The sequence below is a fragment of the Acinetobacter sp. 802_lipA genome (assembly GCF_058242885.1).
In genome coordinates, this window is record NZ_JBZAYP010000001.1 from 1440506 (window position 1) to 1465875 (window position 25370).

General features: G+C 43.7%; 20 protein-coding genes and 5 tRNA genes. All 25 read right to left on the reverse strand.

Features of this window, described 5'->3' with window-relative positions; translation table 11 throughout:
* Positions 1-61 precede the first annotated feature (61 nt).
* The 25 genes from rpoC to AC4CU3_RS07385 all read right to left on the reverse strand — a co-directional run bounded on the left by rpoC (position 62) and on the right by AC4CU3_RS07385 (position 25363).
* The gene (gene rpoC, locus AC4CU3_RS07265) at positions 62-4261 is read right to left on the reverse strand and encodes a DNA-directed RNA polymerase subunit beta' (protein WP_201702254.1); all 4200 of its coding nucleotides are present in this window, start codon (positions 4259-4261) and stop codon (positions 62-64) included.
* A gap of 158 nt (positions 4262-4419) precedes the next feature.
* Positions 4420-8508: a DNA-directed RNA polymerase subunit beta gene (gene rpoB / locus AC4CU3_RS07270; RefSeq protein ID WP_010325733.1), complete on the reverse strand. Its 4089-nt coding sequence runs from the start codon at positions 8506-8508 to the stop codon at positions 4420-4422.
* A 301-nt stretch (positions 8509-8809) separates the two neighbouring features.
* Positions 8810-9175: a 50S ribosomal protein L7/L12 gene (gene rplL / locus AC4CU3_RS07275; protein WP_004692767.1), complete on the reverse strand. Its 366-nt coding sequence runs from the start codon at positions 9173-9175 to the stop codon at positions 8810-8812.
* 48 nt (positions 9176-9223) lie between these two features.
* Positions 9224-9730 (reverse strand): 50S ribosomal protein L10, encoded by a 507-nt coding sequence (rplJ, locus tag AC4CU3_RS07280; RefSeq protein WP_004692769.1) that lies wholly within the window; start codon positions 9728-9730, stop codon positions 9224-9226.
* Positions 9731-10028: 298 nt separating this feature from the next.
* Positions 10029-10724 (reverse strand): 50S ribosomal protein L1, encoded by a 696-nt coding sequence (gene rplA, locus AC4CU3_RS07285; protein WP_004692770.1) that lies wholly within the window; start codon positions 10722-10724, stop codon positions 10029-10031.
* Between the two features lie 3 nt (positions 10725-10727).
* Positions 10728-11156 (reverse strand): 50S ribosomal protein L11, encoded by a 429-nt coding sequence (rplK, locus tag AC4CU3_RS07290; RefSeq protein WP_004668262.1) that lies wholly within the window; start codon positions 11154-11156, stop codon positions 10728-10730.
* 118 nt (positions 11157-11274) lie between these two features.
* On the reverse strand, positions 11275-11808 hold the full coding sequence (gene nusG / locus AC4CU3_RS07295) for a transcription termination/antitermination protein NusG (protein ID WP_004692772.1): 534 nt from the start codon (positions 11806-11808) through the stop codon (positions 11275-11277).
* A gap of 7 nt (positions 11809-11815) precedes the next feature.
* Positions 11816-12256 (reverse strand): preprotein translocase subunit SecE, encoded by a 441-nt coding sequence (gene secE / locus AC4CU3_RS07300; protein ID WP_201702251.1) that lies wholly within the window; start codon positions 12254-12256, stop codon positions 11816-11818.
* Between the two features lie 76 nt (positions 12257-12332).
* A tRNA-Trp gene (locus AC4CU3_RS07305) sits at positions 12333-12408 on the reverse strand.
* A 48-nt stretch (positions 12409-12456) separates the two neighbouring features.
* Positions 12457-13647, reverse strand: coding sequence for an elongation factor Tu (gene tuf, locus AC4CU3_RS07310; RefSeq protein WP_004692776.1), 1191 nt, complete (start codon positions 13645-13647; stop codon positions 12457-12459).
* Positions 13648-13793: 146 nt separating this feature from the next.
* Positions 13794-13868, reverse strand: a tRNA-Thr gene (locus AC4CU3_RS07315).
* A gap of 17 nt (positions 13869-13885) precedes the next feature.
* Positions 13886-13961, reverse strand: a tRNA-Gly gene (locus AC4CU3_RS07320).
* A gap of 41 nt (positions 13962-14002) precedes the next feature.
* Positions 14003-14086 (reverse strand) — tRNA-Tyr (locus AC4CU3_RS07325).
* A 54-nt stretch (positions 14087-14140) separates the two neighbouring features.
* Positions 14141-14216, reverse strand: a tRNA-Thr gene (locus AC4CU3_RS07330).
* A 98-nt stretch (positions 14217-14314) separates the two neighbouring features.
* A complete protein-coding gene (trpE, locus tag AC4CU3_RS07335; protein WP_201953330.1) occupies positions 14315-15808 on the reverse strand; it encodes an anthranilate synthase component I in 1494 nt (497 codons plus the stop codon).
* A 112-nt stretch (positions 15809-15920) separates the two neighbouring features.
* Positions 15921-16589 (reverse strand): HAD-IA family hydrolase, encoded by a 669-nt coding sequence (locus AC4CU3_RS07340; protein ID WP_201953327.1) that lies wholly within the window; start codon positions 16587-16589, stop codon positions 15921-15923.
* Positions 16590-16673: 84 nt separating this feature from the next.
* Positions 16674-17417 (reverse strand): FHA domain-containing protein, encoded by a 744-nt coding sequence (locus tag AC4CU3_RS07345; protein ID WP_201953324.1) that lies wholly within the window; start codon positions 17415-17417, stop codon positions 16674-16676.
* An 87-nt stretch (positions 17418-17504) separates the two neighbouring features.
* Positions 17505-19865, reverse strand: coding sequence for a type II secretion system secretin GspD (gspD, locus tag AC4CU3_RS07350; protein WP_201953321.1), 2361 nt, complete (start codon positions 19863-19865; stop codon positions 17505-17507).
* 39 nt (positions 19866-19904) lie between these two features.
* Complete coding sequence (locus AC4CU3_RS07355) at positions 19905-20729, reverse strand: type II secretion system protein N (protein WP_201953318.1); 825 nt, start codon at positions 20727-20729, stop codon at positions 19905-19907.
* The gene (gene gspN, locus AC4CU3_RS07360; RefSeq protein WP_125273450.1) at positions 20729-21439 is read right to left on the reverse strand and encodes a type II secretion system protein N; all 711 of its coding nucleotides are present in this window, start codon (positions 21437-21439) and stop codon (positions 20729-20731) included. The genes AC4CU3_RS07355 and gspN overlap by 1 nt, the downstream gene beginning before the upstream one ends.
* A 196-nt stretch (positions 21440-21635) precedes the next feature.
* Positions 21636-21959, reverse strand: a complete 324-nt coding sequence (locus tag AC4CU3_RS07365) for an H-NS histone family protein (protein ID WP_004692786.1) — start codon at positions 21957-21959, stop codon at positions 21636-21638.
* Positions 21960-22110: 151 nt separating this feature from the next.
* A complete protein-coding gene (locus AC4CU3_RS07370; protein WP_125273404.1) occupies positions 22111-22539 on the reverse strand; it encodes an acyl-CoA thioesterase in 429 nt (142 codons plus the stop codon).
* A 7-nt stretch (positions 22540-22546) separates the two neighbouring features.
* Positions 22547-23740: a hypothetical protein gene (locus AC4CU3_RS07375; protein ID WP_004978625.1), complete on the reverse strand. Its 1194-nt coding sequence runs from the start codon at positions 23738-23740 to the stop codon at positions 22547-22549.
* A gap of 4 nt (positions 23741-23744) precedes the next feature.
* Positions 23745-24587: a hypothetical protein gene (locus tag AC4CU3_RS07380; protein ID WP_201953311.1), complete on the reverse strand. Its 843-nt coding sequence runs from the start codon at positions 24585-24587 to the stop codon at positions 23745-23747.
* Entirely contained in the window at positions 24584-25363 is a 780-nt protein-coding gene (locus AC4CU3_RS07385) for a uroporphyrinogen-III synthase (protein WP_201953308.1), read from the reverse strand. Before AC4CU3_RS07385 ends, AC4CU3_RS07380 begins: the two co-directional genes overlap by 4 nt.
* Positions 25364-25370: the final 7 nt, after the last annotated feature.

Here is a 25370-nt window from a genome sequence, read left to right on the forward strand (position 1 = left end):
GTAACAAAAGGACAAAAAAAAGCCACTCGAAGGTGGCTTTTTCACGCGTTTAAAGGGCTAATTATAGACCGTTAAACTCATCGCTAAATGCTTGGCTTAATGCTTGATCCACATCAGAGAAGTCATTTACAAGCTCATGCTCTGCAGCTTCAGCTTCTTGACGACGACGCTCTAAGTGATACGCAAGACCAGTACCTGCAGGAATCAAACGACCTACAACTACGTTCTCTTTCAAGCCACGTAAATCATCTTCTTTACCTGTTACAGCCGCTTCAGTTAACACACGTGTAGTTTCCTGGAACGATGCAGCAGAGATGAACGAGTCAGTAGACAACGATGCTTTGGTAATACCCATCAATTGACGTTCAAACTTCGCAGGGAACTTGTTTTGCGCAAGAACAGCTTGGTTCTCTTGCATCACGCGGATGTAATCCACTTGCTCGCCTTTGATGAAGCTTGTATCACCGCCATCAGTGATATCAACTTTACGCAACATTTGACGTACGATCACTTCAATGTGCTTGTCGTTGATTTTTACACCTTGCAGACGGTATACGTCTTGAACTTCGTTCACGATGTAGTTGGTCAGCGCAACTTCGCCTTTCAAGCGTAGGATGTCATGTGGGTTTTGTGGACCATCAGAAACAGTCTCACCACGGTTCACATGTTCGCCTTCGAACACGTTCATGGTACGCCATTTTGGAATCAGTTCTTCGTAAATCTCAGAACCATCATCTGGAGTAATCACTAAACGGTTCTTACCTTTAGTCTCTTTACCAAAGCTTACAACACCTGAAATTTCAGCAAGAATCGCATGCTCTTTCGGTTTACGTGCTTCGAACAAGTCAGCTACACGCGGTAGACCACCGGTAATGTCACGCGTACGTGAAGTTTCTTGTGGTACACGACCAATAACGTCACCCACACCAATTGTTTCGCCATCACGGACAGAAAGAATCGTGTTTTGTGGTAGGAAGTAGAACTGCTCATCACCATCAGTCGTATCAAGAACAACCGCAGGACGTAAATCTTTACCAGACGCAGGACGTGCAGTCACAGGTAAGATTTCAATCGTCGTCATACCCGTTGCATCATCAGTTTTAGAGGTAACAGTTACGCCATCAGCGATTTGGCTGAAACGTACTTTACCTGCAACTTCTGTTACAAGTGGGTGTGTGTGCGGATCCCAAGTCGCCACAATACCGCCAGCTTCTACAGCTTCGCCATCTTTCAACAAGATAGACGCACCGTATGGCAGTTTATAACGCTCACGCTCACGACCTAAATCATCCGCAATACCGATTTCGCCTGAACGAGAAGTCGATACCAAGTGTCCTTTGGCATGTTGTACTGTTTTCACATTGTGGAAACGTACAGTACCTTTGTTACGTACTTGTACGCTGTTTGCAGCAGACGTTCGGCTTGCAGCACCACCTACGTGGAAGGTACGCATTGTTAACTGTGTACCCGGCTCACCAATCGATTGTGCAGCCATAACACCCACAGACTCACCAGGGTTCACCTGATGACCACGTGCAAGGTCACGACCATAACATTTCGCACATACGCCGAATGTAGATTCACACGCAACCACTGAACGTACTTTAACTTCATCGACACCTTGCTCTTCTAGGAAGTTTGCAAGTTTCTCATCAATCAAAGTGTTACGTGGCAGGATAATGTCATCAGAACCTGCTTTCTTCACATCTTCAGCAACAACACGGCCCAGTACTCGAGTACCTAAGTTCTCGATCACGTCACCGCCTTGAATGAACGGAGTCATTACAAGACCGCCCAAAGTACCACAGTCAGGCTCAGTAATAACCAAGTCTTGCGCTACGTCTACAAGACGACGTGTCAAGTAACCAGAGTTCGCTGTTTTCAGTGCTGTATCGGCCAAACCTTTACGTGCACCGTGTGTTGAAATGAAGTACTGAAGTACTGTCAAACCTTCACGGAAGTTGGCTTTAATCGGGGTTTCAATGATCGAACCATCTGGTTTCGCCATCAAACCACGCATACCCGCTAACTGACGAATCTGAGCTGCCGAACCACGGGCACCTGAGTCAGACATCATATAGATCGAGTTGAATGATTTTTGCTTCTCATCTTCACCCTGTTTGTTTTTAACAGTGGTAAAAGACAAGTTGTCCATCATCGCTTTCGCTACTTGGTCATTCGTACGTGCCCAAATATCGACAACTTTGTTATAACGTTCGCCAGCAGTTACGAAACCTTGTTCGAACTGTTGCTCAATTTCACGAACTTCAATTTCTGCTTTTTCAATAATTGAGTACTTCGCAGGTGGAATCACCATGTCTTCCATACCTACCGATACGCCTGAACGTGTCGCTTGACGGAAACCTAAGTACATCAATTGGTCCGCAAAGATCACGGTATCTTTAAGACCTAATTTACGGTAGCAAGAGTTAATCAATTTAGAGATGTTTTTCTTGGTCATCTCAACGTTGATTTGTTGGAAATCCATACCCTCTGGCACAACTTCCCAAAGTAAGCAGCGACCTGGTGTGGTATCCACAACAATAGTTTGCTGCTCACGGTTACCATTTTCATCAATCACAGTCTGGTGTACACGTGCTTTTACGCGAGCGTGTAAATTTACCTGACCTGTTGCAAGTGCACGGTTAACTTCGTGAGTATCTGCAAACACCATGCCTTCACCTTTGGCATTGATCGCATCACGAGTGATGTAATACAAGCCTAAGACAACGTCCTGAGACGGTACGATGATTGGCTCACCGTTCGCTGGAGACAAGATGTTGTTGGTCGACATCATTAACGCACGCGCTTCTAACTGCGCTTCAAGTGTTAATGGTACGTGTACCGCCATTTGGTCACCATCGAAGTCGGCGTTAAACGCAGCACAAACGAGTGGGTGAAGACGGATTGCTTTACCTTCAATCAGGATCGGTTCAAATGCTTGCAGACCCAAACGGTGAAGTGTAGGCGCACGGTTCAACATCACTGGGTGTTGACGAATCACGTGAGCAAGAACGTCCCAAACTTCTGGGGTTTCGCGCTCAACCATTTTCTTCGCAGCTTTAATGGTTGTTGCTTGGCCAGATGCTTGTAGTTTCGCGAAAATGAATGGCTTGAATAATTCAAGTGCCATTTTCTTCGGAAGACCACATTGGTGCAAACGTAAAGTAGGACCTACAGTAATTACCGAACGACCTGAATAGTCAACACGCTTACCAAGTAAGTTTTGACGGAAACGACCTTGTTTACCTTTGATCATGTCAGCCAAAGATTTAAGAGGACGCTTGTTCGAACCCGTGATTGCACGACCACGACGACCGTTGTCTAACAATGCATCTACAGACTCTTGTAACATACGTTTTTCATTACGTACGATAATGTCTGGCGCTGCAAGGTCAAGAAGACGCTTCAAACGGTTGTTACGGTTGATCACACGACGGTAAAGGTCGTTCAAATCAGAAGTCGCGAAACGACCACCTTCAAGTGGTACTAACGGACGAAGATCTGGTGGAAGTACTGGAAGTACATTCATCACCATCCATTCTGGCTTGTTGTTTGACTCTTTAAACGCTTCCATCAACTTCAAACGCTTAGACGCTTTTTTAAGCTTAGTCTCAGACGTTGTGTTTGGAATTTCTTCACGTAAACGTGAAATTTCGTTTTCAAGATCGATGTCTTTTAACAAGTCTTGAACAGCTTCTGCACCCATTTTCGCAGTGAATTCATCACCGTGTTCTTCTAAAGCGTTGAAGTATTCTTCATCGTTTAAAAGTTGGTATTTCTCAAATGGAGTCATACCTGGGTCAGTTACTACGTAAGATTCGAAATACAATACACGTTCGATATCACGTAAAGTCATGTCTAATAATAGACCGATACGGCTCGGAAGTGATTTTAAGAACCAAATATGTGCAACTGGAGAAGCCAGCTCGATGTGACCCATACGCTCACGACGAACTTTCGCAGTTGTTACTTCAACGCCACATTTTTCACAAATGACGCCTTTGTATTTCATACGCTTGTATTTACCACACAAGCATTCGTAATCTTTGACTGGGCCAAAAATTTTGGCACAGAATAAACCATCACGTTCTGGTTTGAACGTACGATAGTTAATGGTTTCAGGCTTTTTAACTTCACCATGAGACCATGACTTAATCATTTCTGGTGACGCAAGACCAATACGGATGCGATCAAACTCAACTGGAGCATGACCATCTGAATCCGTCTTTTTGCGCATGATATCGAGCAAGTCTTTCAATTTTTTTCTCCGTGTGTTGTGGAGACTTTCACTACACAACTGGGTCACAAATATTGTTTTTTACTGAAATTTGGGAATCTCGAAAAATCCCCCTAAATCCCCCTTTGTAAAGGGGGACTTTCTCCCCTCTTTCTCAAAGAGGGGTTGGGGGAGATTTCTTAGTCACCATTTTTCAGTTCAATGTTGATACCTAAAGAACGGATCTCTTTGGTCAATACGTTGAACGATTCAGGCATACCTGGGTCCATATAATGGTTACCATCTACAATGTTCTTATAGATACGGGTACGACCTTCAACGTCATCCGACTTAACAGTAAGCATTTCTTGAAGCGTGTAAGCTGCGCCATATGCTTCAAGCGCCCAGACCTCCATCTCACCGAAACGCTGACCACCGAATTGTGCTTTACCACCAAGCGGCTGTTGAGTTACTAATGAGTAAGAACCAGTAGAACGCGCGTGCATCTTGTCGTCTACCAAGTGGTTCAGTTTCAACATGTACATGTAACCTACAGTTACAGGACGGTCAAACTGTTCACCTGTACGACCATCATACAATACTGTTTGACCAGTACGTGAAATGTTCGCAAGCTCTAACAAGTCTTTAATTTGTGATTCTTCAGCACCATCGAATACTGGCGTTGCAAGTGGAACACCCGCACGTAAGTTACCCGAAAGCACCAAAATTTCATCATCAGTTAAGCTATCAAGATCTTCTTGCTCGCCACCAACTTTGTTATAAATCTTGTCTAAGAATCCACGAAGCTCAAGTACAGTACGTTGCGCTTTTAACATCTTGTCGATTTCTTCGCCAAGACCTTTCGCTGCCATACCTAAGTGAGTCTCTAGAATCTGACCCACGTTCATACGTGACGGTACACCCAGTGGGTTCAATACGATGTCGACTGGAACACCATTGGCATCGTGCGGCATGTCTTCAACAGGTAAGATGTTAGAAACAACACCCTTGTTACCGTGACGACCCGCCATCTTATCACCCGGTTGGATGCGACGTTTAACAGCCAAGTAAACCTTAACAACTTTCAATACACCTGTTGTTAATTCATCACCTGTAGAAAGTTTGCGTTTTTTCTCTGCAAATTTCTCATCAATTTCAAAGCTCTTCTCTTTCAAGAACACTTGAATTTGAGTTAAACGCTCTGCAATAGCTTCATCAGTCGGTTGGATTTCAAGTAAATCAACCAACTCTAAACCAGACAATACGTCTGCAGAAAGCTTATCGCCACGCTTGGTTGTACCACCACCGTTAGACTCTTGACCTGTCAACAAACGAACAATACGTTCACGTGCTGCTTCTTCGAAGATTTTGTATTCTTCTTTCAAGTCTTTACGGTATGAATCAAGCTGAGCTTTTTCAATTGCTTGAGCACGTTCGTCTTTTTCAAGACCATCACGTGTAAACACTTGAACGTCAATCACTGTACCTTTGGTACCTGATGGAACACGTAAAGATGAGTCTTTTACGTCAGCTGCTTTTTCACCGAAGATTGCACGAAGCAATTTTTCTTCTGGTGTTAACTGCGTTTCACCTTTAGGCGTTACTTTACCTACAAGGATATCGCCAGCAGTCACTTCAGCACCGATATATACGATACCTGATTCATCAAGCTTAGACAGTGCAGCTTCACCCACATTCGGGATATCCGCTGTGATCTCTTCAGCACCTAATTTCGTATCACGTGCAACACATGATAATTCTTGAATGTGAATCGAGGTTAAACGGTCTTCTTGAAGTACACGCTCTGAAAGTAAGATCGAGTCTTCATAGTTGTAACCATTCCACGTCATGAACGCAACGCGCATGTTTTGACCGAGCGCAAGCTCACCGCCATCTGTTGATGGACCGTCAGCCAATACATCGCCACGACCCACTTTATCACCAAGTTTCACAAGAACTTTTTGGTTAATACAAGTGTTTTGGTTCGAACGTGTATATTTGATCAGGTTATAGATATCTACACCTGCCTCGCCTGCAACCATTTCGTCTTCGTTGACACGAATCACGACACGTGAAGCATCGACAAACTCGATACGACCACCACGACCCGCAATCACACACACACCTGAGTCATGCGCTACATTTGCTTCCATGCCTGTACCTACAAGCGGTTTGTCAGCAATCAATGTAGGCACAGCTTGACGCTGCATGTTTGAACCCATCAATGCACGGTTGGCGTCATCGTGTTCAAGGAATGGAATCAGTGATGCCGCAACAGAAACAACCTGCTGTGCAGAAACGTCCATATGCGTCACTTTTTCAGGCGGCATACGTACGAAATCACCTTGGTGACGTACAGAAACAAATTCTTCTGTTAAGTTACCGTCTTTATCTACGCCAGAATCGGCCTGTGCAATCACAGTACCTACTTCTTCAATTGCAGATAAATACTCAACTTCATCCGTTACACGACCATCAACCACTTTACGGTATGGTGTTTCTAAGAAACCGAAATTGTTACATTTCGCATAAACAGAAAGCGAGTTGATCAAACCAATGTTTGGACCTTCCGGCGTTTCAATTGGACATACACGACCGTAGTGAGTTTGGTGTACGTCACGTACCTCAAAGCCTGCACGTTCACGTGTCAAACCACCAGGACCAAGCGCCGATACACGACGTTTGTGCGTAATCTCAGACAATGGGTTGTTTTGGTCCATGAACTGAGATAATTGGCTTGAACCAAAGAATTCTTTGATTGCAGCAGCCACTGGTTTCGCATTGATCAAATCTTGCGGAGACAAGTTATCTGTTTCAGCTTGGCTTAAACGTTCTTTAACAGCACGTTCTACACGAACTAGACCAACACGGAATTGGTTTTCAGTCATTTCGCCTACTGAACGTACGCGACGGTTACCCAAGTGGTCGATATCATCGACTTCACCTTTACCGTTACGGATTTCAACCAATGTTTTGAGTACATCAGTGATATCTTCGTTCGACAAAATACCTTCAACTTCACGAGACTTCTGATCCGTACCCACTTCGTAAGGACGACCCAAACGACGGTTGAACTTCATACGACCCACTGGAGAGAGGTCATAACGTTCTGAAGAGAAGAATAAGTTATTGAATAAGTTTTCAGCCGCTTCTTTCGTTGGTGGCTCGCCTGGACGCATTACTTTGTAGATTTCTACCAATGCTTCTTCACGACCTGTCGTGGTGTCGGCACGTAAAGTATCTGCAACGAATGAACCACGATCGATGTCATTGGTGAATAGAATGTTAAATTGTTTAACACCACCTTCAGCCAATTTCACCATCACTTCATGGCTTAACAAGGTATTAGCTGCAATCACATCACCATCTTTAAGTGGGATGTCTTCCGCAGTAATGCGCTCGTACAAGTACTCATCTGGCACAGAAAGCTTTTCTAGGCCAGCAGCTTCCATTTGACGCACATGACGCGCGTTGATACGCTTGCCTTGCTCAACAATGGTTTTGCCATCATTGTCTACGATGTCAAATTGTGCCATTTCGCCACGCAAGCGTTCTGGAACAAGGTCAATCTGGTAGCTACCCATGTCTAGGTATACAGGCACTTTTTCATAGAACAAGTCTAAGATTTGCGCATTGTTATAACCCAAAGCACGAAGAACCACAGTCGCGAGTAATTTACGACGACGGTCAATACGCACAAATACAAGGTCTTTTGCGTCAAATTCAAAGTCTAACCATGACCCACGGTAAGGAATAATACGTGCAGAATAAAGCACTTTACCACTAGAGTGGGTTTTGCCTTTATCGTGGTCAAAGAACACGCCTGGTGAACGGTGTAATTGAGATACGATTACACGCTCAGTACCATTAATAACGAATGTACCGTTATCGGTCATGAGTGGCATTTCACCCATGTACACTTCTTGCTCGCGCACGTCTTTAATTGATTTAGTTTCGCGATCTTTTAAGATCAAACGAATTTTTACGCGCATTGGTGCTGCATAAGTTGAGCCACGAAGAATACATTCGCGTACATCAAACTCAGGCTTACCAAGACTATACTCAACAAATTCTAAAGCAGCATTGCCAGAATAACTTTCTATAGGAAAAACTGAACGAAACGCGGCTTGCAGACCGATATCTTCGCGGTTTTTTGGTGATTTGCCATCTTGTAAAAATGTTCTGTACGAGTCGACTTGAATCGCGAGCAAGTACGGAGCATCCATAACACTAGGCAATTTACCAAAATTCTTACGGATCCGTTTCTTTTCGGTATATGAGTATGCCATCTGGAGTCCTCGGAAAGTAAACCGAGCCCGCCTGCAGAACGGGCTCAGAAGGAATTACGCAGGCCGATATGGCCACCACTTTTTACAAATGCTGCAATTTTCAGTGGTATTGAAACGCTTACCAATATTTTTCAAATTTAAAAATATTGGTAAGCGTTTGATTCTTTTCTTTATTTTAATTTGATGGGTTTTCCACCAAGCAAACAAAAATCGAGCCGATTATTGTAACGCAAAAAGGCTGATGACCCAAGAGCCATCAGCCAATTTTTGGGGTGAAATTAACATTCCCCCCCTGGTAGCATTACTTAATAGTAATAGTAGCACCAGTTTCTTCAAGTTTTTTCTTAAGTTCTTCAGCTTCTTCTTTAGAAACTGCTTCTTTAAGAACTGAAGGAGCGCCTTCAACCATGTCTTTAGCTTCTTTCAAGCCAAGACCAGTGATTTCACGAACTGCTTTAATCACAGCTACTTTGTTCGCGCCGAAAGAAGTCAACTCAACGTTGAATTCTGATTGTTCTTCAGCAGCAGCAGCAGCAGGACCTGCAGCTACAGCTACAGCAGCAGCAGATACGTTGAATTTTTCTTCGAAAGCAGAAATAAGTTCAACAAGTTCAAGAACAGTTTTTTCAGCAACTGCGTTTAAGATTTCTTCGTTTGTTAAAGCCATGAGAGTAACTCCAAATGGGTATTGAATGATGTGTGTTTAAGTTTGAGCTTATGCAGCTTCTGACTCGTTTTTCTCTTGAAGCGCTGTAAGTAAGCGACCCAATTTCGAAATAGGAGCTTGAAGAACGCTTGCAAGCATAGTAAGCGCTTTCTCTTGGTTTGGAAGATTCGCGATAACGCTAACTTCTTCGCCTTGATAAAGTTTGCCTTCAAATGCAGCAGCTTTAAGTTCAAATGCTTTGTTAGTTTTCGCAAATTCTTCGAATAAGCGTGCCGCAGCACCCATATCATCTGCAGAAGTTGAGAAAGCTAAAATTGTTGGGCCAACAAGGTTGTCGTTCAAGATATTGAATGGAGTATCTTGAAGAGCACGTTTAGCCAAAGTATTACGTACAACACGTGTAGCAACACCTAACTTACGAGCTTCAACACGAAGAGCAGTTAATTGCTCAACAGTTAAACCTTGGTAGTCAGCAACAACAGCAGCAAACGCAGTAGAAGCAACTTCAGTTACTTCAGCAACGATCTGTTTTTTGCCTTCGATAAGAAGAGCCATTGTAAAACCTCCTAACGGTGATTTATGTACTTACGCGAAGTACACTCCCAATTCGCAAGTTCATCACTGAACCTACACGCGGAGGATGAACAAATCACACCACCGCGTCTACTCAGGCTGGGAAATTAAGAAAGTAATCGAAATTACTCTCGCCTGAGGTCTTTGACGCTGATAAATCTACATTTACCAATTCAAAGTTTGCCTAAGTTTGCAATATACGACAGAGCGTTTCTTGCGTAAAAATCAAAGCAGCGCTTTGATTTTTACTCAGGGCTTTAAAATTCTGTCTAAGTAAAACTTAGTTAGAAACGTTGCTTACATCAACAACAAGACCAGGACCCATAGTTGAGCTCAAAGTGATCTTTTTGATGTATACACCTTTAGATGTCGCAGGCTTTAACTTTTTCAAGTCTGCAATCAAAGTTTCAACGTTTTGACGAACAGCTTCAGCAGAGAAATCTACTTGACCGATCGCAGCGTGGATAATACCCGCTTTGTCTACACGGTAACGTGCTTGACCAGCTTTTGCATTTTTAACTGCACCAGCTACGTCAGGAGTTACAGTACCCACTTTAGGGTTTGGCATTAAGCCACGTGGACCAAGAATCGTACCCAACTTACCCACAACGCGCATTGCATCAGGAGCAGCAATTACTACGTCAAAGTCAAGGTTACCCGCTTGAATGCTTTCAGCAAGGTCATCAAAACCAACGATGTCTGCGCCTTCAGCTTTAGCAGCTTCAGCAGCAGCGCCTTGAGCAAACACAGCTACACGTACAGTTTTACCAGTACCTGCAGGAAGTGTAGTCGCGCCACGAACAACTTGGTCAGATTTACGAGGGTCAACACCTAGGTTTACCGCAACATCCAAAGATTCTTTGAATTTCGCAGCAGGAAGACCAGCAAGAACAGCTACTGCTTCTTCTAAAGTGTAAACTTTGTTTGCTTCAATAGCAGCAGCAATGGCTTTTTGACGTTTAGTTAACTTTGCCATGTCTTATAGCTCCACTTCCAAGCCCATAGAACGTGCAGAACCAGCGATGGTACGAACACGTGCGTCTAAATCAGCACCAGTTAAATCTGGTTCTTTAGTAGTCGCGATTTCTTCCAATTGAGCACGAGTCAACTTACCAACTTTAGTTTTGTTAGGTACAGCAGAACCCTTTTGGATACCAGCAGCTTTCTTAAGAAGAATAGATGCAGGAGGAGTTTTCATGATGAATGTGAACGACTTGTCGTTGTACACAGTGATCACGACTGGAATTGGTAAACCAACTTCAAGTTTTTGTGTCGCAGCATTGAATTCTTTACAGAATGCCATGATGTTAACACCACGTTGACCCAATGCAGGACCAATCGGTGGAGATGGATTCGCTTTACCAGCTGGAACTTGCAGCTTGATATAGCCGTCAATCTTCTTAGCCATTTCAAATTACCTCTGGGTACAAACGCCGATGAAGGCTCCCCAATTTCTAAGTAACGATACCGTTACAACAACAATGCCTGACTTATAAATAAGCCAGGCGTTTTTCAACCACTTCGAATTAAACTGATTTTTCGACTTGGCGAAATTCCAGCTCAACCTGAGTTGGTCGATTGAATACATTAATGGTCAACGTTAAACGTGACTTTTCGTATAGAACTTCTTCCACCACACCTTTAAAGTCTGTGAATGGACCGTCAATTACGAGTAATTCTTCGCCTGGTTCAAACATCGTCTTCGGACGTGGTGCTTCACCAGTATTGCGTACACGAGCAAGAATCGCATCTGCTTCACGTTGGGTAATTGGCGCCGGTTTCTCAGCCGTACCACCAATAAAACCTAAAACTTTTGGACATTCTTTAACAATGTGCCAAGTTTCATCATTCATTTCCATTTCGACCAATACATAGCCTGGAAAGAACTTACGTTCAGATTTACGTTTCTTACCATCCTTCATTTCTACCACTTCTTCGGTAGGAACAAGGACTTCACCAAAGCTATCGGCTACAGCGCTACGCTGGATTCGATCATTAAGTGAACGCATCACTTGTTTTTCATAACCTGAATAGGCATGAATAATGTACCAACGTTTCATAGCTCTCTTACCCGATAATAAACTTCATTAACCAGCCCAAAATGTAGTCAAAACACCATAATAAAATGGATGCAACAACTACAACCGCAAGCACCTGCCAAGATGTGGTCATGGTCTCTTGCTTCGTTGGCCAAGTCACTCGACGCAGCTCAATTCGTGAGTCTTTCAACAAACGAGCAAAGCCTTTGCCTTGATGGGTGGCGTATAATAAACCGAATGCCACGATGATACAAGCCAAAATTACCCCAACGCGCACCCAGATATCGTTGGCTGGTGCCCAATACGCTGGTAGGTGTTGATTCACCATGGTCGCACCAATTAATAAAATCAATGCGATAATCCATAAGACGACGTCTAGGGGAGAACCAGATTTAACTACTTCAGCAGAATTATTTCTTTGAGGGATTGCCGCGTCGTTTTGTGCGTCGCGTAATTTTTCATTCGACATTTTTGTACTCGTCGTAGGTTTCGCGACTTATTATATGACCAGTTTTGCCGACATCAAGCGTCTTTTATAAAAAAGTTGGCAGGCCAGGAGGGACTCGAACCCCCAACATTCGGTTTTGGAGACCGACGCTCTACCAATTGAACTACTGACCTGCAAAACAAATTGGAGCCGAAACCCCAATTTGTAATTTTATTTTATAATTATGCAGTTACTTTAGCAACTACACCAGCACCAACTGTACGGCCACCTTCACGGATCGCAAAACGTAGACCTGGGTCCATTGCGATTGGGTGGATTAATTCTACTGACATTTCTACGTTGTCACCAGGCATAACCATTTCAACGCCATCTTGTAATTTGATCGCGCCAGTTACGTCAGTTGTACGGAAGTAGAACTGTGGACGGTAACCGTTAAGGAATGGAGTATGACGACCACCTTCTTCTTTAGAAAGTACGTATACTTCTGCATCGAATTTAGTGTGCGGCTTGATTGCACCTGGTTTAGCAAGTACTTGACCACGTTGTACGTCTTCACGCTTAGTACCACGTAGAAGAACACCACAGTTCTCGCCCGCACGGCCTTCGTCTAGAAGTTTACGGAACATTTCTACGCCAGTAACTGTAGTTACTTGAGTATCACGGATACCAACGATTTCAACTGATTCGCCTACTTTCACAATACCAGTTTCTACACGGCCAGTTACTACTGTACCACGACCAGAAATAGAGAATACGTCTTCGATTGGCATTAAGAATGCTTGGTCGATTGCACGTACTGGCTCTGGAATGTAAGTGTCAAGCGCGTCAACAAGCGCAACAACTGCTTCTTCGCCATACTGACCAGCGTCACCGTTAAGTGCAAGAAGAGCTGAACCACGGATAACTGGAGTGTCATCACCTGGGAAGTCATACGTAGAAAGAAGTTCACGAACTTCCATTTCTACTAATTCAAGAAGTTCTTCATCATCAACAAGGTCACACTTGTTAAGGAATACAAGAATGTAAGGTACACCAACCTGACGAGAAAGAAGGATGTGTTCACGAGTCTGTGGCATTGGACCATCAGTCGCAGCACATACAAGAATCGCGCCGTCCATCTGAGCAGCACCAGTAATCATGTTTTTAACATAATCGGCGTGGCCCGGGCAGTCTACGTGTGCGTAGTGACGAGTTGGAGAATCGTATTCTACGTGTGAAGTATTAATTGTAATACCACGTGCTTTTTCTTCTGGTGCAGAGTCAATTGCAGCGTAGTCTTTCGCTTCGCCACCGAATTTCTTCGCACATACAGTTGCAATTGCAGCTGTTAAAGTTGTTTTACCATGGTCAACGTGACCGATTGTGCCCACGTTAACGTGTGGCTTATTACGTTCAAACTTAGCCTTAGCCATGTTCATCTTCCTCGTTTACGTCGAACACAGGTATAAACAACTCAGTATCGACACATCGCCTAAAAAATCAAACACCAAATACTTGAAAAGCAGACTAATAAGCCTGCTTCTTTAAAAATTTGTAGAAATTCTACTAAACTGTAATCTGGAGCTCTTATCGAGATTTGAACTCGAGACCTCTCCCTTACCAAGGGAGTGCTCTACCACTGAGCTATAAGAGCAAATATAAAACTTCAAATGGAGCGGGAGACGAGGGTCGAACTCGCGACATGTAGCTTGGAAGGCTACCGCTCTACCAACTGAGCTACTCCCGCACGATGTTGGTACAAAGACCACTTTCTTGAAGTCTTAAAATTGGTGGTGAGGGAAGGATTCGAACCTTCGAAACTTTCGTAGCGGAGTTACAGTCCGCCCCCTTTGACCGCTCGGGAACCTCACCATTTTACACTTACTTCAGTGTCGCTCTTTACTTAACCTACTCAACTCTCTAAGATGGTGCCGGCACACGGATTCGAACTGTGGACCTACTGATTACAAGTCAGTTGCTCTACCAACTGAGCTATGCCGGCGTTTCTTAGTGTTTCGTACGTTTCGTATCGGAACGGTGTGCAGTTTAGCAAAACTCAAAATCCTTGCAAGTGTTTTTTTCAAAAAAAACGTCAAAAACTCACAAAATCAATCCGTTTGACGATAATTCAACCGCTTTGATCACTGCGCGAGCTTTTATTTGGGTTTCATTCCACTCAGATTCAGGATTTGAGTCATAAACAAGCCCCGCTCCTGCCTGAACATAGACCTTATTTTCACGAATCACACAGGTACGAATTGCAATCGACATGTCCATTTCACCATGCCAGCCTAAATAACCAACAGCACCGCCAAAAATTCCACGTTTTACGGGTTCTACTTGGTCAATAATTTCCATCGCACGAATTTTTGGTGCACCTGAAAGTGTGCCTGCGGGGAAAGTTGCTTTAAAAACATCCAAGGCATCCACATCATCACGAACTTCGCCTTGCACATTAGAAACAATATGCATGACATGCGAATAACGTTCGATCACCATTTGATCAGTCACTTGCACTTTGCCAATTTTCGAGACACGACCAACATCATTTCGACCCAAGTCAATCAGCATTAAATGTTCAGCAATCTCTTTTTCATCCGACAGCAAGTCTTGTTCTAACGCCAAATCTTCTTCTTTTGTTTTACCACGCGGTCGCGTACCTGCCAGCGGACGTACGGTTGCAATCCCATTTTCAAGGCGAGATAAAATTTCAGGGGAAGAACCGACAATATGAAAAGGCTGATTATTTTCCAAAGTTTGCCCCTGTACCAAGAACAAATAAGGCGATGGGTTCAAATGACGTAGCGCGCGATAGACTTGTAAAGGTTCACCATCAAAGTCAGAGACCATACGATGCCCTGGCACCACCTGCATCACATCGCCCGCACGAATATACTCTTTCACCGTTTCAATCGATTCTAAGAATTTTGCTTTGCCCGTGAGTGACTCAAAATGCGGTGCAGTATGCGGCGTGGCTTTTAGACTAATGGGCGTTGCGAGTAAATCTTCCAATGCATCCAGTTGCTGCTGGGCTTGGTTATACGCATCCGCATCGACCACATCGGCATGCACGATCAGGAATAGCGTATCTTTTAAGTTATCAAACACAATCACTGTTTTAGACAACATCATCCAAATATCAGGCAAACCCACTGGGTCTGCTTCTGGCGCGTTGTTTAAACGCGGTTCAATATAACGTACCGCATCATAACCAAAGTAGCCCACCAAGCCACCGGTAAAGCTTGGCAGAGCAGGTAAATCAGCTTGAGTAGGTACTTTATACTGCGACTGAAAATCTCGGATGAATTGGAACGGATCTGTACAGGGTTGCTTTTTTATAGTGCCATCGGCTTGTTGAATGGTCAGCTCACCCGCGTTGCATGAGAACACGGTAGATTCACCTAAACCAATAATAGAATAGCGTGCCCAGTTCTCCCCACCTTCCACAGATTCAAACAAATAGGCTTGCTTATGCTCTTTTAGGCGCGCAAAAACTGACAATGGTGTCTCAGTATCGGCTAAGCGCTGACGATAGACTGGAATCAGGTTATACCCTGCTGTTTTGAGTTGATCGAATTGAGTTTGCGTTGTCATGAGTGTTCTCTATTTTTTTCAATATGGCGTGATCAGTTTTTAAAATTAGTGGTTTGAGTTTCGCCATCGAAAAGCCATATGTTTACTCATGTTCATTCCTTCGTTTACAAAGTTACCCAATCAGTTCACACAGATTATCCACCACTTGCTGTGGCTGACAGTCTAAAATATTTTCACCATGATTATAGCCATAGCTGACCACAACACAATCAATACCCGCACGGCGTGCAGCCTCAACATCATTGGATGAGTCCCCAATCATTAAGACCTGATCTTTGCTTTGTGCATATTGCTCAACACAATGTAACAATTGACGCGGATGTGGCTTACGCTCTTCGAAACGATCGCCGCCGATGACATCAGCAAAATAATGGGTCATGCCTAACTGATCGACAATAGCACGCGCAGGCGCTTCAGGTTTATTGGTCACGCAAATCATGGTTTTCTTTTGTACCAAGCCCCATTCTAAAAACTCAAGAATGCCATCGAAAGGCTGAGTTTCCACACATGGGTCGGCATTATAAATTTTTAAAAACGTCTCCAACAATTGTTGTCGCTGGGCAGGATCAACTCTACCTGTTAAATGTTGCAAGGTACTTTGACAAAACAGCGCTGTTCCCTTCCCAACCCAGACCCGCACCTGCGCCTCAGTAACAGTAGGCAGCTGCAAAGCATTCAGGCTCATATTCATGGCACGATGCAAATCTGTTGCTGAATCCACCAAGGTTCCATCTAGATCGAAAAGTAAAACCTCTCGCTGTGCCAAATTTGCAATATTCATTCACCCTCACCCATTTTTATCGTGTACTGCCCAAAAAAATCAAGGCATGCTTGTGCATGCCTTGATTGTAGTGTGATCTGCGTTTTATTTGAACATCAGCCAAGCAATAATCGCTAAAATAATCAAGACAATAATCGAGATTAGCCCCAGCGAGGCATTTTTCTGAGTTTCTGCCTCTTGCTCAACCTGTACTTTTGGAGCCTCATTATTCTCAACCTGAGGCACGCTAGGCGCATTCAAATCCACCCCTGCTGGAATAGGAGCGGGTTTCGGAATACCGACATTTTGCGGCATCCCGTCACGCGTTAAACTCACATTACCATCGCGTTCTTTTAGCTCAGGCATACCCTGATCGCTCATATGCTGTGCCGCTGTTTTTGGCTGTTCTGGCTCAATAACAGGTGCATCAGCACCGACTTCCGCTTGGGCAGTTTCTGAAGTAGCTACCGCTTCTGATGGCTGGCTAATCGGCGCTTCAACCACAGCTGCACCTAAAGTTGCAACCTCTACCGATTCCACCACGTCTTCTAGCGCTTTAGCAGGCTCAAAGACCGAAAACTTTAAGCTTGCAAACTGAACGATATCGCCTTGCTTCAACAACGTTTCTGCCGCAATTTGCACATCATTCACATATGTGCCATTTGAAGAACCCAAGTCTTGTAGCCACAAAGCGTGTTCTTTCAGTAAAAAGGCCGCATGTTTACGCGAAATTTCAGATTGTTGTAATAAAATATCCGCTGCTTGATGACGACCGACCAACATATCACGATCAATGCTAATTTCTTGGCCCGTTAATTCGCCAGTAATTGCTTGTATTTTCCAAGTCATGACTTATCTCTCTATGTGCTGATTTATGATAACACAGAGAATATTCTTTACCATTTCACCTTCCCTTACAGATGAATGGCAGGACAGCTAGGCTGAACCTATCGAGACATTCTCAGTATATCGCTCAGGGATGGAATAGCTTGTCGATACCACCTGTGCCATGTGTGCCACACGAGCACCTTGAACATTTTCCATCATTAGGTTCAAGCCAATCTGAGGATGAACCGTCGGGTATAACTGCCGCAAGGTGGTATTTTTAGGAACACTCGCAATCGGCTGTTTACGAATCGCAGGTTCAATGGCCACAGGCGTTGTTTCAACCATCGGTTGCGTTGTGGTTGGACTGCTTGGCACTTGTTGATACGATTGTGGCAAGGCCGGTTTGGTTGATGTCACAGGCAAACGCTGTTGGAAAACATCATCGACATTTTCAGGCAACTTGGCAAAGCTACCATCTTTATCCATGGCTAACTGCAAACTATAAAGCTGACTGTAACGCTGCTGAGAAAGGCGACGCGCAGACTCCCCATCTCCCACAATCGTCGGATGAATGAAAACCAGCAAATTACGTTTCTGATCCGACTTACCATCTGAGCGGAACAAACGCCCTAACCCTGGTATTGCACCAAGACCTGGAATCGATTGGCGTGAATAAGATGTGTTATCTGAAATCAAGCCGCCTAAAACGATGGTATTGCCATGTTCAGCCAAGACTGAGGTTTTAATCGCACGCTTACTGGTAACCAAATCCTGCGCTTCACCTTTATTAGTTTTGACATCCGAGACTTCTTGTTCAATCTCTAAGCGGATGGTGCCACCTTCACCAATATGTGGCACCACCTTAAGCGTTACACCCACATCTTTACGTTCAATGGTGGTGTAGGGGTTAGCTGTACCTGAAGAGGTGGTAGAAACTGAGCCTGTTACAAAGGGCACATTTTCACCCACGACGATATAAGCCTCTTCATTGTCCATAGTGACAATCGATGGTGTAGACAGCAGATTCGACTTGGTATTACTTTTTAACGCTTGGATCATCGCGCCATATAACTGACGCGAGCCATCACTGCCTTCTTTATAATCCCCAAGGATTAACGAACCACCCGCGCCAATTGCACTTGCAGCCCCCGCACCGCCCCCCGTTAAATAGTTTGCAGCAATACTCTTGAGACTCGAACCAATATTGTCAAAATTGATAATCCCAACACCACTGCTTAAATCACCCATCGCCCATTGCACACCCAGCTGGTCAGCATCGTTTCCTTCCACCTCGAGAATAGTCGCCTCAATCAGGACTTGCTGACGACGCGTATCCAACTGCTGAATAGCCGACTCGATTTCACGCATCAACTGAGGGTCTGCTTTAACCACCAATGCATTTTGCGAACTATCGGCAATAATACTGACCCCATTACTGTTAAAGCTAGTGATGTTGTTCTGATTGCGATTGGACTGGCTGTTTAAGTTAATACTTGGCGTGGAAATCTGTGAAGATGAACCTTCACTCGAGCTATTATTTTGGTTATAGCTGGAATTACTATTGTTATTACTGTCGTTAGACTGACTAGAATTAACAGCCTGCCCTGAGACCAAACCTTGTAAAATTTCGGATAAGCTTTTAGCGCTGGCATATTTTAAGCGGAACACCTTCAAGCCGCCTAAACGCTCCGCAGCAGGCACATCCAGCATCTCGATCATTTGGCGAATACGTTTACGCGTCGCGGTATCCCCTTTTAGAATAATCCGATTGGTACGGTTATCTGCAATAATTCGTATTCTGGAGCCTTTTAAATCTTTGATCGAGCCCGTTCCGCTCATACTTTCTAGTAACCCAATCATTTCCTCAGCCTGACTCGACTGCAACGACACCGCTTCGATATCATTTTGTCCCGTCCCATCCAAGTTACGAATAATCGTCTCAAGCTGATAAATATTGCTGGCGCGATCTGACACAATCAGTGCATTGGTGCCATTCACTGCAGATAAATGCGCAAACTGCGGCATCAATGGACGCAGTGCAGGAATCAAGTCATTGGCATTGGTGTTTTCCAGCCAAATCACCCGCGTCACAACCTGATCGCCTGTGGCACGGTGACGAACATCATAGGGAATGCCTGAACTTTTAACATTACTGTCAGGCACAATTTTAATGGTCCGCCCAGAAGGAATCGCAACCACACCATTGACATTCAAGACCCCTAAGAACAAGTCGTAGACTTCTTGCTTATTCAACGCTTTGTTTGAAATCACCGTGACATTGCCGCGTACCCGTGGATCAACTGCAAAGTTTTTCCCAGTAATATCGGCAACTTCATTAATAAATGCAGTTAAGTCCGCATCGCGCAGATTAATTTTCCACGTTTGTGCATAGCTGGCTGTACTCACCATGGCAAGCAAAGGCGCTGCGATTGTCAGTGCCCAAGCAGGGCGGTGATTCAATAAAGCCATAAATCCAAGTCATTCCTAACTAATATTGGTGATGTTCGATCACTGAAAATTCTGTTGTACCGTAATGATACGATCACCACGTTTCACTTCTATTTTTACTTGTCCTTCACGGCGCGCACGTTCTAACAACTGCGCATCGTTTTGCCCCTGTCCGATCGTTTGACCATTTAAAGACATAATTTGATCCCCAGCCTGCAAGCCTAAACGGCTTCGCAGTGCAGCTGGTGTTTGCTCAGTGACTTGATAACCTTGCCCTGTGTTATTGGTATTTACACCCAAATCTTTTAAATATTGCTCACGATCTTGTTGTAAGTTCTGTACTGCTTGGCCTAATGCTTGCTGCTCTTGACTCACAGCAGGCGCTGCAACGGGTGCTGTTGCTGGGGGCACAATTTGCTGATCTAAATTATCAATCCCTTGAAAAAACAATTCTCGGGTTTGCCCACTGTTATTTTTGAGAATCGCGCGATCCCAATACACCTCTGACAAATAATAAGCGCTGCCTTCGATGTTTTCCCCCACCCGATAGCGCTCTGCTACATTATTTGCCTTAATCACAGCAGATGAGAACTGACTGGGTTGTCCAACCACCACCCCTTGTAGCTGTAAATTGAGCTGATCATCTGCAGGATTCTTACTTTGCTCTGCAAATAACGCAAAATTGGTAATATTCGGAACTTGTGGTTGCTGTGAACCCAATTCAACGCGTGGCATTTGCATGACTTGTGGTGGCGCTACCCAAAGCCAAAATAAGCCAGCCAACTTCCAGCATAGTGCCAAGATCAAAAGCATTAAGCACAGTGGCACTATACGTTCAAACTGTTTGAGATTCACTTCTGGTAATTTTTGCAGATCAAAACCCATTAAAAGCCCCCACTAAGTAAAGGCTGACGTGAACTCACCACATAACTATCTAGGCCTGCTTTACCTTGATATGACGGGACATTCAACATAAGACGCTGGGTTAATTGCACATCTAACATCAGACTTGGGTCGATGGTCAGGTTCATCAGTTTTTGTTGTCGTTGATCGCGTAAATCGACCATCAGCTTATTTTGCTCCTGCGACAAACGGCCCGCTAACGATGGAATCTGCATTTGTTGTGGGCGCTGCGCAAAGATATACATGAGTTCGCCGCCTGCCCATTGTATTCCCCCATCCACTTGATCAAATCCCTGCTCTTTTTTATAGTTAAAATCAATTTCTTTTAACTGAATCGCATTACTTGGCCATTGCCAATTGGCCAACGACTTTAACGTTTCAGGTGCAATTTGTCCGTTTAAATCACGTACCATTATTTTTTTCCCAAACCCATAGGCCAAAACGCCTTCAAGCTTGGTATTGGCACTATAAATTTCGAGATTGGCTCCTACACGAAGGAGCAGTAAATCTAAAGGTCGGGTGGTCCAAAGCACAGTTCCACGTAATTTTCCAGTTTGCCAATCGGCCTGTCCATGCCAAATATTACCGCTGACGTTATGTAAAACTTGGTTGTTTTTATAAAATTTTGCAATGAGCCATGCCGCAGGAATTTGCAGCAAAACAAAAATTAAAAAGGCAACGACTGCAAACATCCACCACGTGATGTATTTAGGTTTTGTGATTCTCCCACCACGAACTTTCAATTATTCTTCCTTGCTTCATTTCTTGTCTTTCTTTGATAGACATTATGCATAATTTTACAACAACACCAAACTTTAACTATAAAAAAACCAAGCAGATGATGCTTGGTTTTTTGAGCTTATGTCACATCTGTGACAAGGTGATGACTTAGATTAGAAAATCTTCAAGCTTCGCACCTTTTTCTAACTGAGCCACCAACCAACGTGGTTGCTTACCACGGCCAGTCCATGTCTCAGCAGCATTGCCTTTGTTACGGTAACGCGGTTCAACCGACTTACGTGTGCCTTTTTTACGCTTGGTCGCGCCAAACTCTAAAATTTGTTCAATGCTTAAGCCTACATTTTCCGCAATCGCGTTAATTTGAGTATAAGCATCTTCAATTGCTTGATCTTTTTTAGATGCAATTAAAGCTTCCGCTTCGATTTGTAGACGCTTTAACTCTTCTACGGATAAATTACTAATATCTGGCATTACATTAACTCCATTAACCAACATTTTATTTACTGAGTCTATTTAATAATATTTTGATTAGACCAAAGACTCAACTCATCCATGACTTAAACAACAATACTTAGACAATATTTATATAGTCTAACGACTTTTAAAATAAATAAAAAGAGATTTATATTTGGTGACCGACGGTTAACTCAAATTCTTTGAGTTTTTGACGCACCAGTTCAGGAATTAATGTTTTCTGCATATTGGTTTTATTAACACAAACAATGACCGCTTCTGCTTCCGCAACGAATGCTTGTTGCTGTTCACTCCATAATAAATAGTGCATACGAAATGCACTATTTCTGAGTTCTTCAATACGTGCACTAATTTTTAATTGGTCTGGATAAAATACTGGTTTTAAATATTTGCACTGATTTGATGCAACAACAGTCAGCACATCAGCAGATAAAATACCCGTATGTTCAATATAAGCCAAACGAGCACTTTCAACATAACGATAATACATGACATTATTAACATGACCAAAGGCATCCATATCTCCCCAAGCCACGTGTTGAGTATAAACCAATGGGTAATCTAAAACGCTCTGCATTATGCACCTATATTTTCATTTCTACAAAATTTGCATTATTTTCAAAAATTAAATTTAACTGTTTAATTAAATCTTCATCACCATTTAAAGTCGATTTGATTCTTAAATAGTTCATTAATACATTATCGGGATATAAACTTAATAACGCATCTGCCTGCTCTTGCATGCCTAAAGCAGTATAAATATGCCACTTGGCAAAACTCAAAACCGGCACACTCGTATACTTCGCTTCCCATGCTTCAATGTGTTGCTGCAAGTCCACATAATCGGGTTGCTGTTTCAAAAGTTGCTGCTGGAACCACAAATAAAATACTTCCGAATTAAACTGCTGATTGAGCAAATAAATCGACAAGTGTTCGTGCTGTTCACTCATGTCTGGCATACGTGCTAATAACTTAAGCCACAGCAGTTGAACATCATAACTGCGGCTGAAAATCTGATCAGACAAATCCAAATAACGTTGTTTTAAATCCTCTAAATTTTCATAATTGGCTTGATCAAATTTTATCAACAAACGCTTCAGCCATGCTTTTTTCACATCTTGATCTAAATGACCATATTGGGTTGAGCGTAAATACAGCCACGGAAACTGAATCGCAAAACGCCCCCATAGCTCTTTTAAACACGCTTCATAAGCGGTTTGCACATCTTTAAGCCAAGGTGAAAGTTCATGTTGATTGAGAAACTCTAGATGGGTTAAAGCCTGTTCTGCATCTTCTTGTGCTAAAAACAGTTCAATACGCTGCAGTTCAGCCAACTCAAAAGCCATGGCATTGCTTTGGCTCAAGGCGCTTAAGGCTTCAGGGAACTGCTCCTGCATCAAATATAAACGTGCATCGATTATACTTTTGAGCAAGCCCGACTGCGCGAAGGCATTTTGAATAAAGGCTTGTTGATCTCGACCTGCATCCAACAGCCAAATCACAGCCAGTTGTTCATAAGGATGCAAACTTTTAAAATCAAAAACAGTTTCCGCTTTGCGTTTTTCTCGACTGAGATACCGTTTTAGCCCCAACCAAACCAAATGCAAGCTAAAACTAAGCAGTGCTAGAGCAATAAATACGATCCAGAGATTGGTTTGTAACTGCCAGTCATGCCAAAACACGTAGACATAACCCGCACCATGCCCATAACTCAAGACACTCAACACAGCAATTGCAATTAAACTCACCAAACCATAAGCAATCAGTATTTGTTTCATTCCATTACCCCAACAACGCACGCGTACTTAAAATAGGCGTTGGGACAACCACCAATGTTTTCAGCTTATTCAGCTGTTTCAGCAGCTCTTTGGCTTTAGGGTCTGGAAGTTGCTGGATCAACAGCATTACTTCGGTTAAGTCTTTTTGGTATTCGGTATATTGCCCTGCAGCTAAGGCTTGGCGTGCCAACAATAAACGTAACTGGGCTTCTTTAAGCACGATTTGTCGTTGCATTAACGCTGTTGCAGGTGCTTGCGCAGGTTCGAGCCTCAACCATTGCTTCCAAAAGGATTCGGACGTATCGCGCGTGGTGTTTAACTGAGGTTGTTGTATTTCTCGACTTAAAGCCTGATCAATCTGTTGCAGCTGGCGGTTAATCAGCGCTTGCTGCTCATTGCGCTCAGCCACAAACTTCTGAATGGTTTGCATATCTCGCGCTATGACCTGATGCAAACTTTGCTTCAACGCCACAGCCAAGTTATATTTTTCCAGCTGCATATCTAAAAAAGCCAACTTATCGGTGGCCACCACATACTGCTGTTGCTTTAAGGCAAACTCAACCAAGTCCAACTGTTGCTTAATAAACAAAATTGGATCAATACCCTCAACCACCAATTCGGCAGGTTGGCTACTCGTCACATTCGCTGCTGTTGGGTTTTGTTTCAAAGTTTCTTTTTGACGCTGCATAGCCACGACTTGATCGTTCAAGTTGGCGCTGCGCTGTTCGATTTGGTGCATTTCATTGAGCAAAGTAGCTTGCTGTGTACTCAACCCCCACACGTCATAACTTAGCTTCGCAATCCACGCCAATGCAGCCATCAATACAATGATAAGAATCTTCTTCATGCGTTCCCTTGCTCACTTTGTAACAACTGTACAATCGTGGCTGTCTTTAAATCTTTCAGTACACTCATTTTAAACGGCACATGCATTTGCTGTTGATACTGCTTCAAGATCTGTGCCAAACGCTCACCCAACACCAAAAAGTGTCCTTGTTGCAGGAGCTGAATATTTGTGTCCAGCAGCGCTAACCAATTCAGCCAACTGGCCTCACTGCTGATCAGTGCGACGTAGTGATTATGTTCTGATAAACATTGAATTAATTCAGCCTGTTGCTGCATCGTTTCATTTGGACAGCGACGCTCATACAAAACAAAGTTCAGTATAAGACGTCCGTGTTGCATTAAGGTGTCCATCATAAACTGACGCCCACCTTCTCCTCGCCAAAATGCAATACTCGCATCACTGGCCAAGTTCTGCAAAACAGGCAGTTGTAACATCCCTTCAGAGGTTTCCACCTCAGGCACCACACTGTCCAAACCATATTCGCCCAAAGCCTGCGCTGTTTTTTGTCCGACTGCAATCCATTGAATATGCTGTAAATCGGACACCGTTAAACCGCTTTGCAGCAAATGTGCCATACCAAACTGCACGGCACTGGGGCTGACCACCACAATCACTTGGGTGTGCGCTAACTGCTGATACAAGCGTGCTAGGTCATGACTCCATGCTCTAGGCAACAACTCCAGTAACGGCAATGGATAGACCTCAACAGCCTGTTGCTCTAGTGCCATCGTGAGGCTTGCCGCGCGATCAACAGGGCGCGTATTAATAAACAGCATCGTTAAG

Excerpts from the sequence above, each read along its gene's own strand:
- rpoB (WP_010325733.1), bottom strand. The coding sequence starts at position 8,508 with ATGGCATACTCATATACCGAAAAGAAACGGATCCGTAAGAATTTTGGT.
- rplL (WP_004692767.1), bottom strand. The coding sequence starts at position 9,175 with ATGGCTTTAACAAACGAAGAAATCTTAAACGCAGTTGCTGAAAAAACT.
- rplJ (WP_004692769.1), bottom strand. The coding sequence starts at position 9,730 with ATGGCTCTTCTTATCGAAGGCAAAAAACAGATCGTTGCTGAAGTAACT.
- rplA (WP_004692770.1), bottom strand. The coding sequence starts at position 10,724 with ATGGCAAAGTTAACTAAACGTCAAAAAGCCATTGCTGCTGCTATTGAA.
- rplK (WP_004668262.1), bottom strand. The coding sequence starts at position 11,156 with ATGGCTAAGAAGATTGACGGCTATATCAAGCTGCAAGTTCCAGCTGGT.
- nusG (WP_004692772.1), bottom strand. The coding sequence starts at position 11,808 with ATGAAACGTTGGTACATTATTCATGCCTATTCAGGTTATGAAAAACAA.
- secE (WP_201702251.1), bottom strand. The coding sequence starts at position 12,256 with ATGTCGAATGAAAAATTACGCGACGCACAAAACGACGCGGCAATCCCT.
- tuf (WP_004692776.1), bottom strand. The coding sequence starts at position 13,647 with ATGGCTAAGGCTAAGTTTGAACGTAATAAGCCACACGTTAACGTGGGC.
- trpE (WP_201953330.1), bottom strand. The coding sequence starts at position 15,808 with ATGACAACGCAAACTCAATTCGATCAACTCAAAACAGCAGGGTATAAC.
- AC4CU3_RS07340 (WP_201953327.1), bottom strand. The coding sequence starts at position 16,589 with ATGAATATTGCAAATTTGGCACAGCGAGAGGTTTTACTTTTCGATCTA.
- AC4CU3_RS07345 (WP_201953324.1), bottom strand. The coding sequence starts at position 17,417 with ATGACTTGGAAAATACAAGCAATTACTGGCGAATTAACGGGCCAAGAA.
- gspD (WP_201953321.1), bottom strand. The coding sequence starts at position 19,865 with ATGGCTTTATTGAATCACCGCCCTGCTTGGGCACTGACAATCGCAGCG.
- AC4CU3_RS07355 (WP_201953318.1), bottom strand. The coding sequence starts at position 20,729 with ATGGGTTTTGATCTGCAAAAATTACCAGAAGTGAATCTCAAACAGTTT.
- gspN (WP_125273450.1), bottom strand. The coding sequence starts at position 21,439 with ATGTTTGCAGTCGTTGCCTTTTTAATTTTTGTTTTGCTGCAAATTCCT.
- AC4CU3_RS07365 (WP_004692786.1), bottom strand. The coding sequence starts at position 21,959 with ATGCCAGATATTAGTAATTTATCCGTAGAAGAGTTAAAGCGTCTACAA.
- AC4CU3_RS07370 (WP_125273404.1), bottom strand. The coding sequence starts at position 22,539 with ATGCAGAGCGTTTTAGATTACCCATTGGTTTATACTCAACACGTGGCT.
- AC4CU3_RS07375 (WP_004978625.1), bottom strand. The coding sequence starts at position 23,740 with ATGAAACAAATACTGATTGCTTATGGTTTGGTGAGTTTAATTGCAATT.
- AC4CU3_RS07380 (WP_201953311.1), bottom strand. The coding sequence starts at position 24,587 with ATGAAGAAGATTCTTATCATTGTATTGATGGCTGCATTGGCGTGGATT.
- AC4CU3_RS07385 (WP_201953308.1), bottom strand. The coding sequence starts at position 25,363 with ATGCTGTTTATTAATACGCGCCCTGTTGATCGCGCGGCAAGCCTCACG.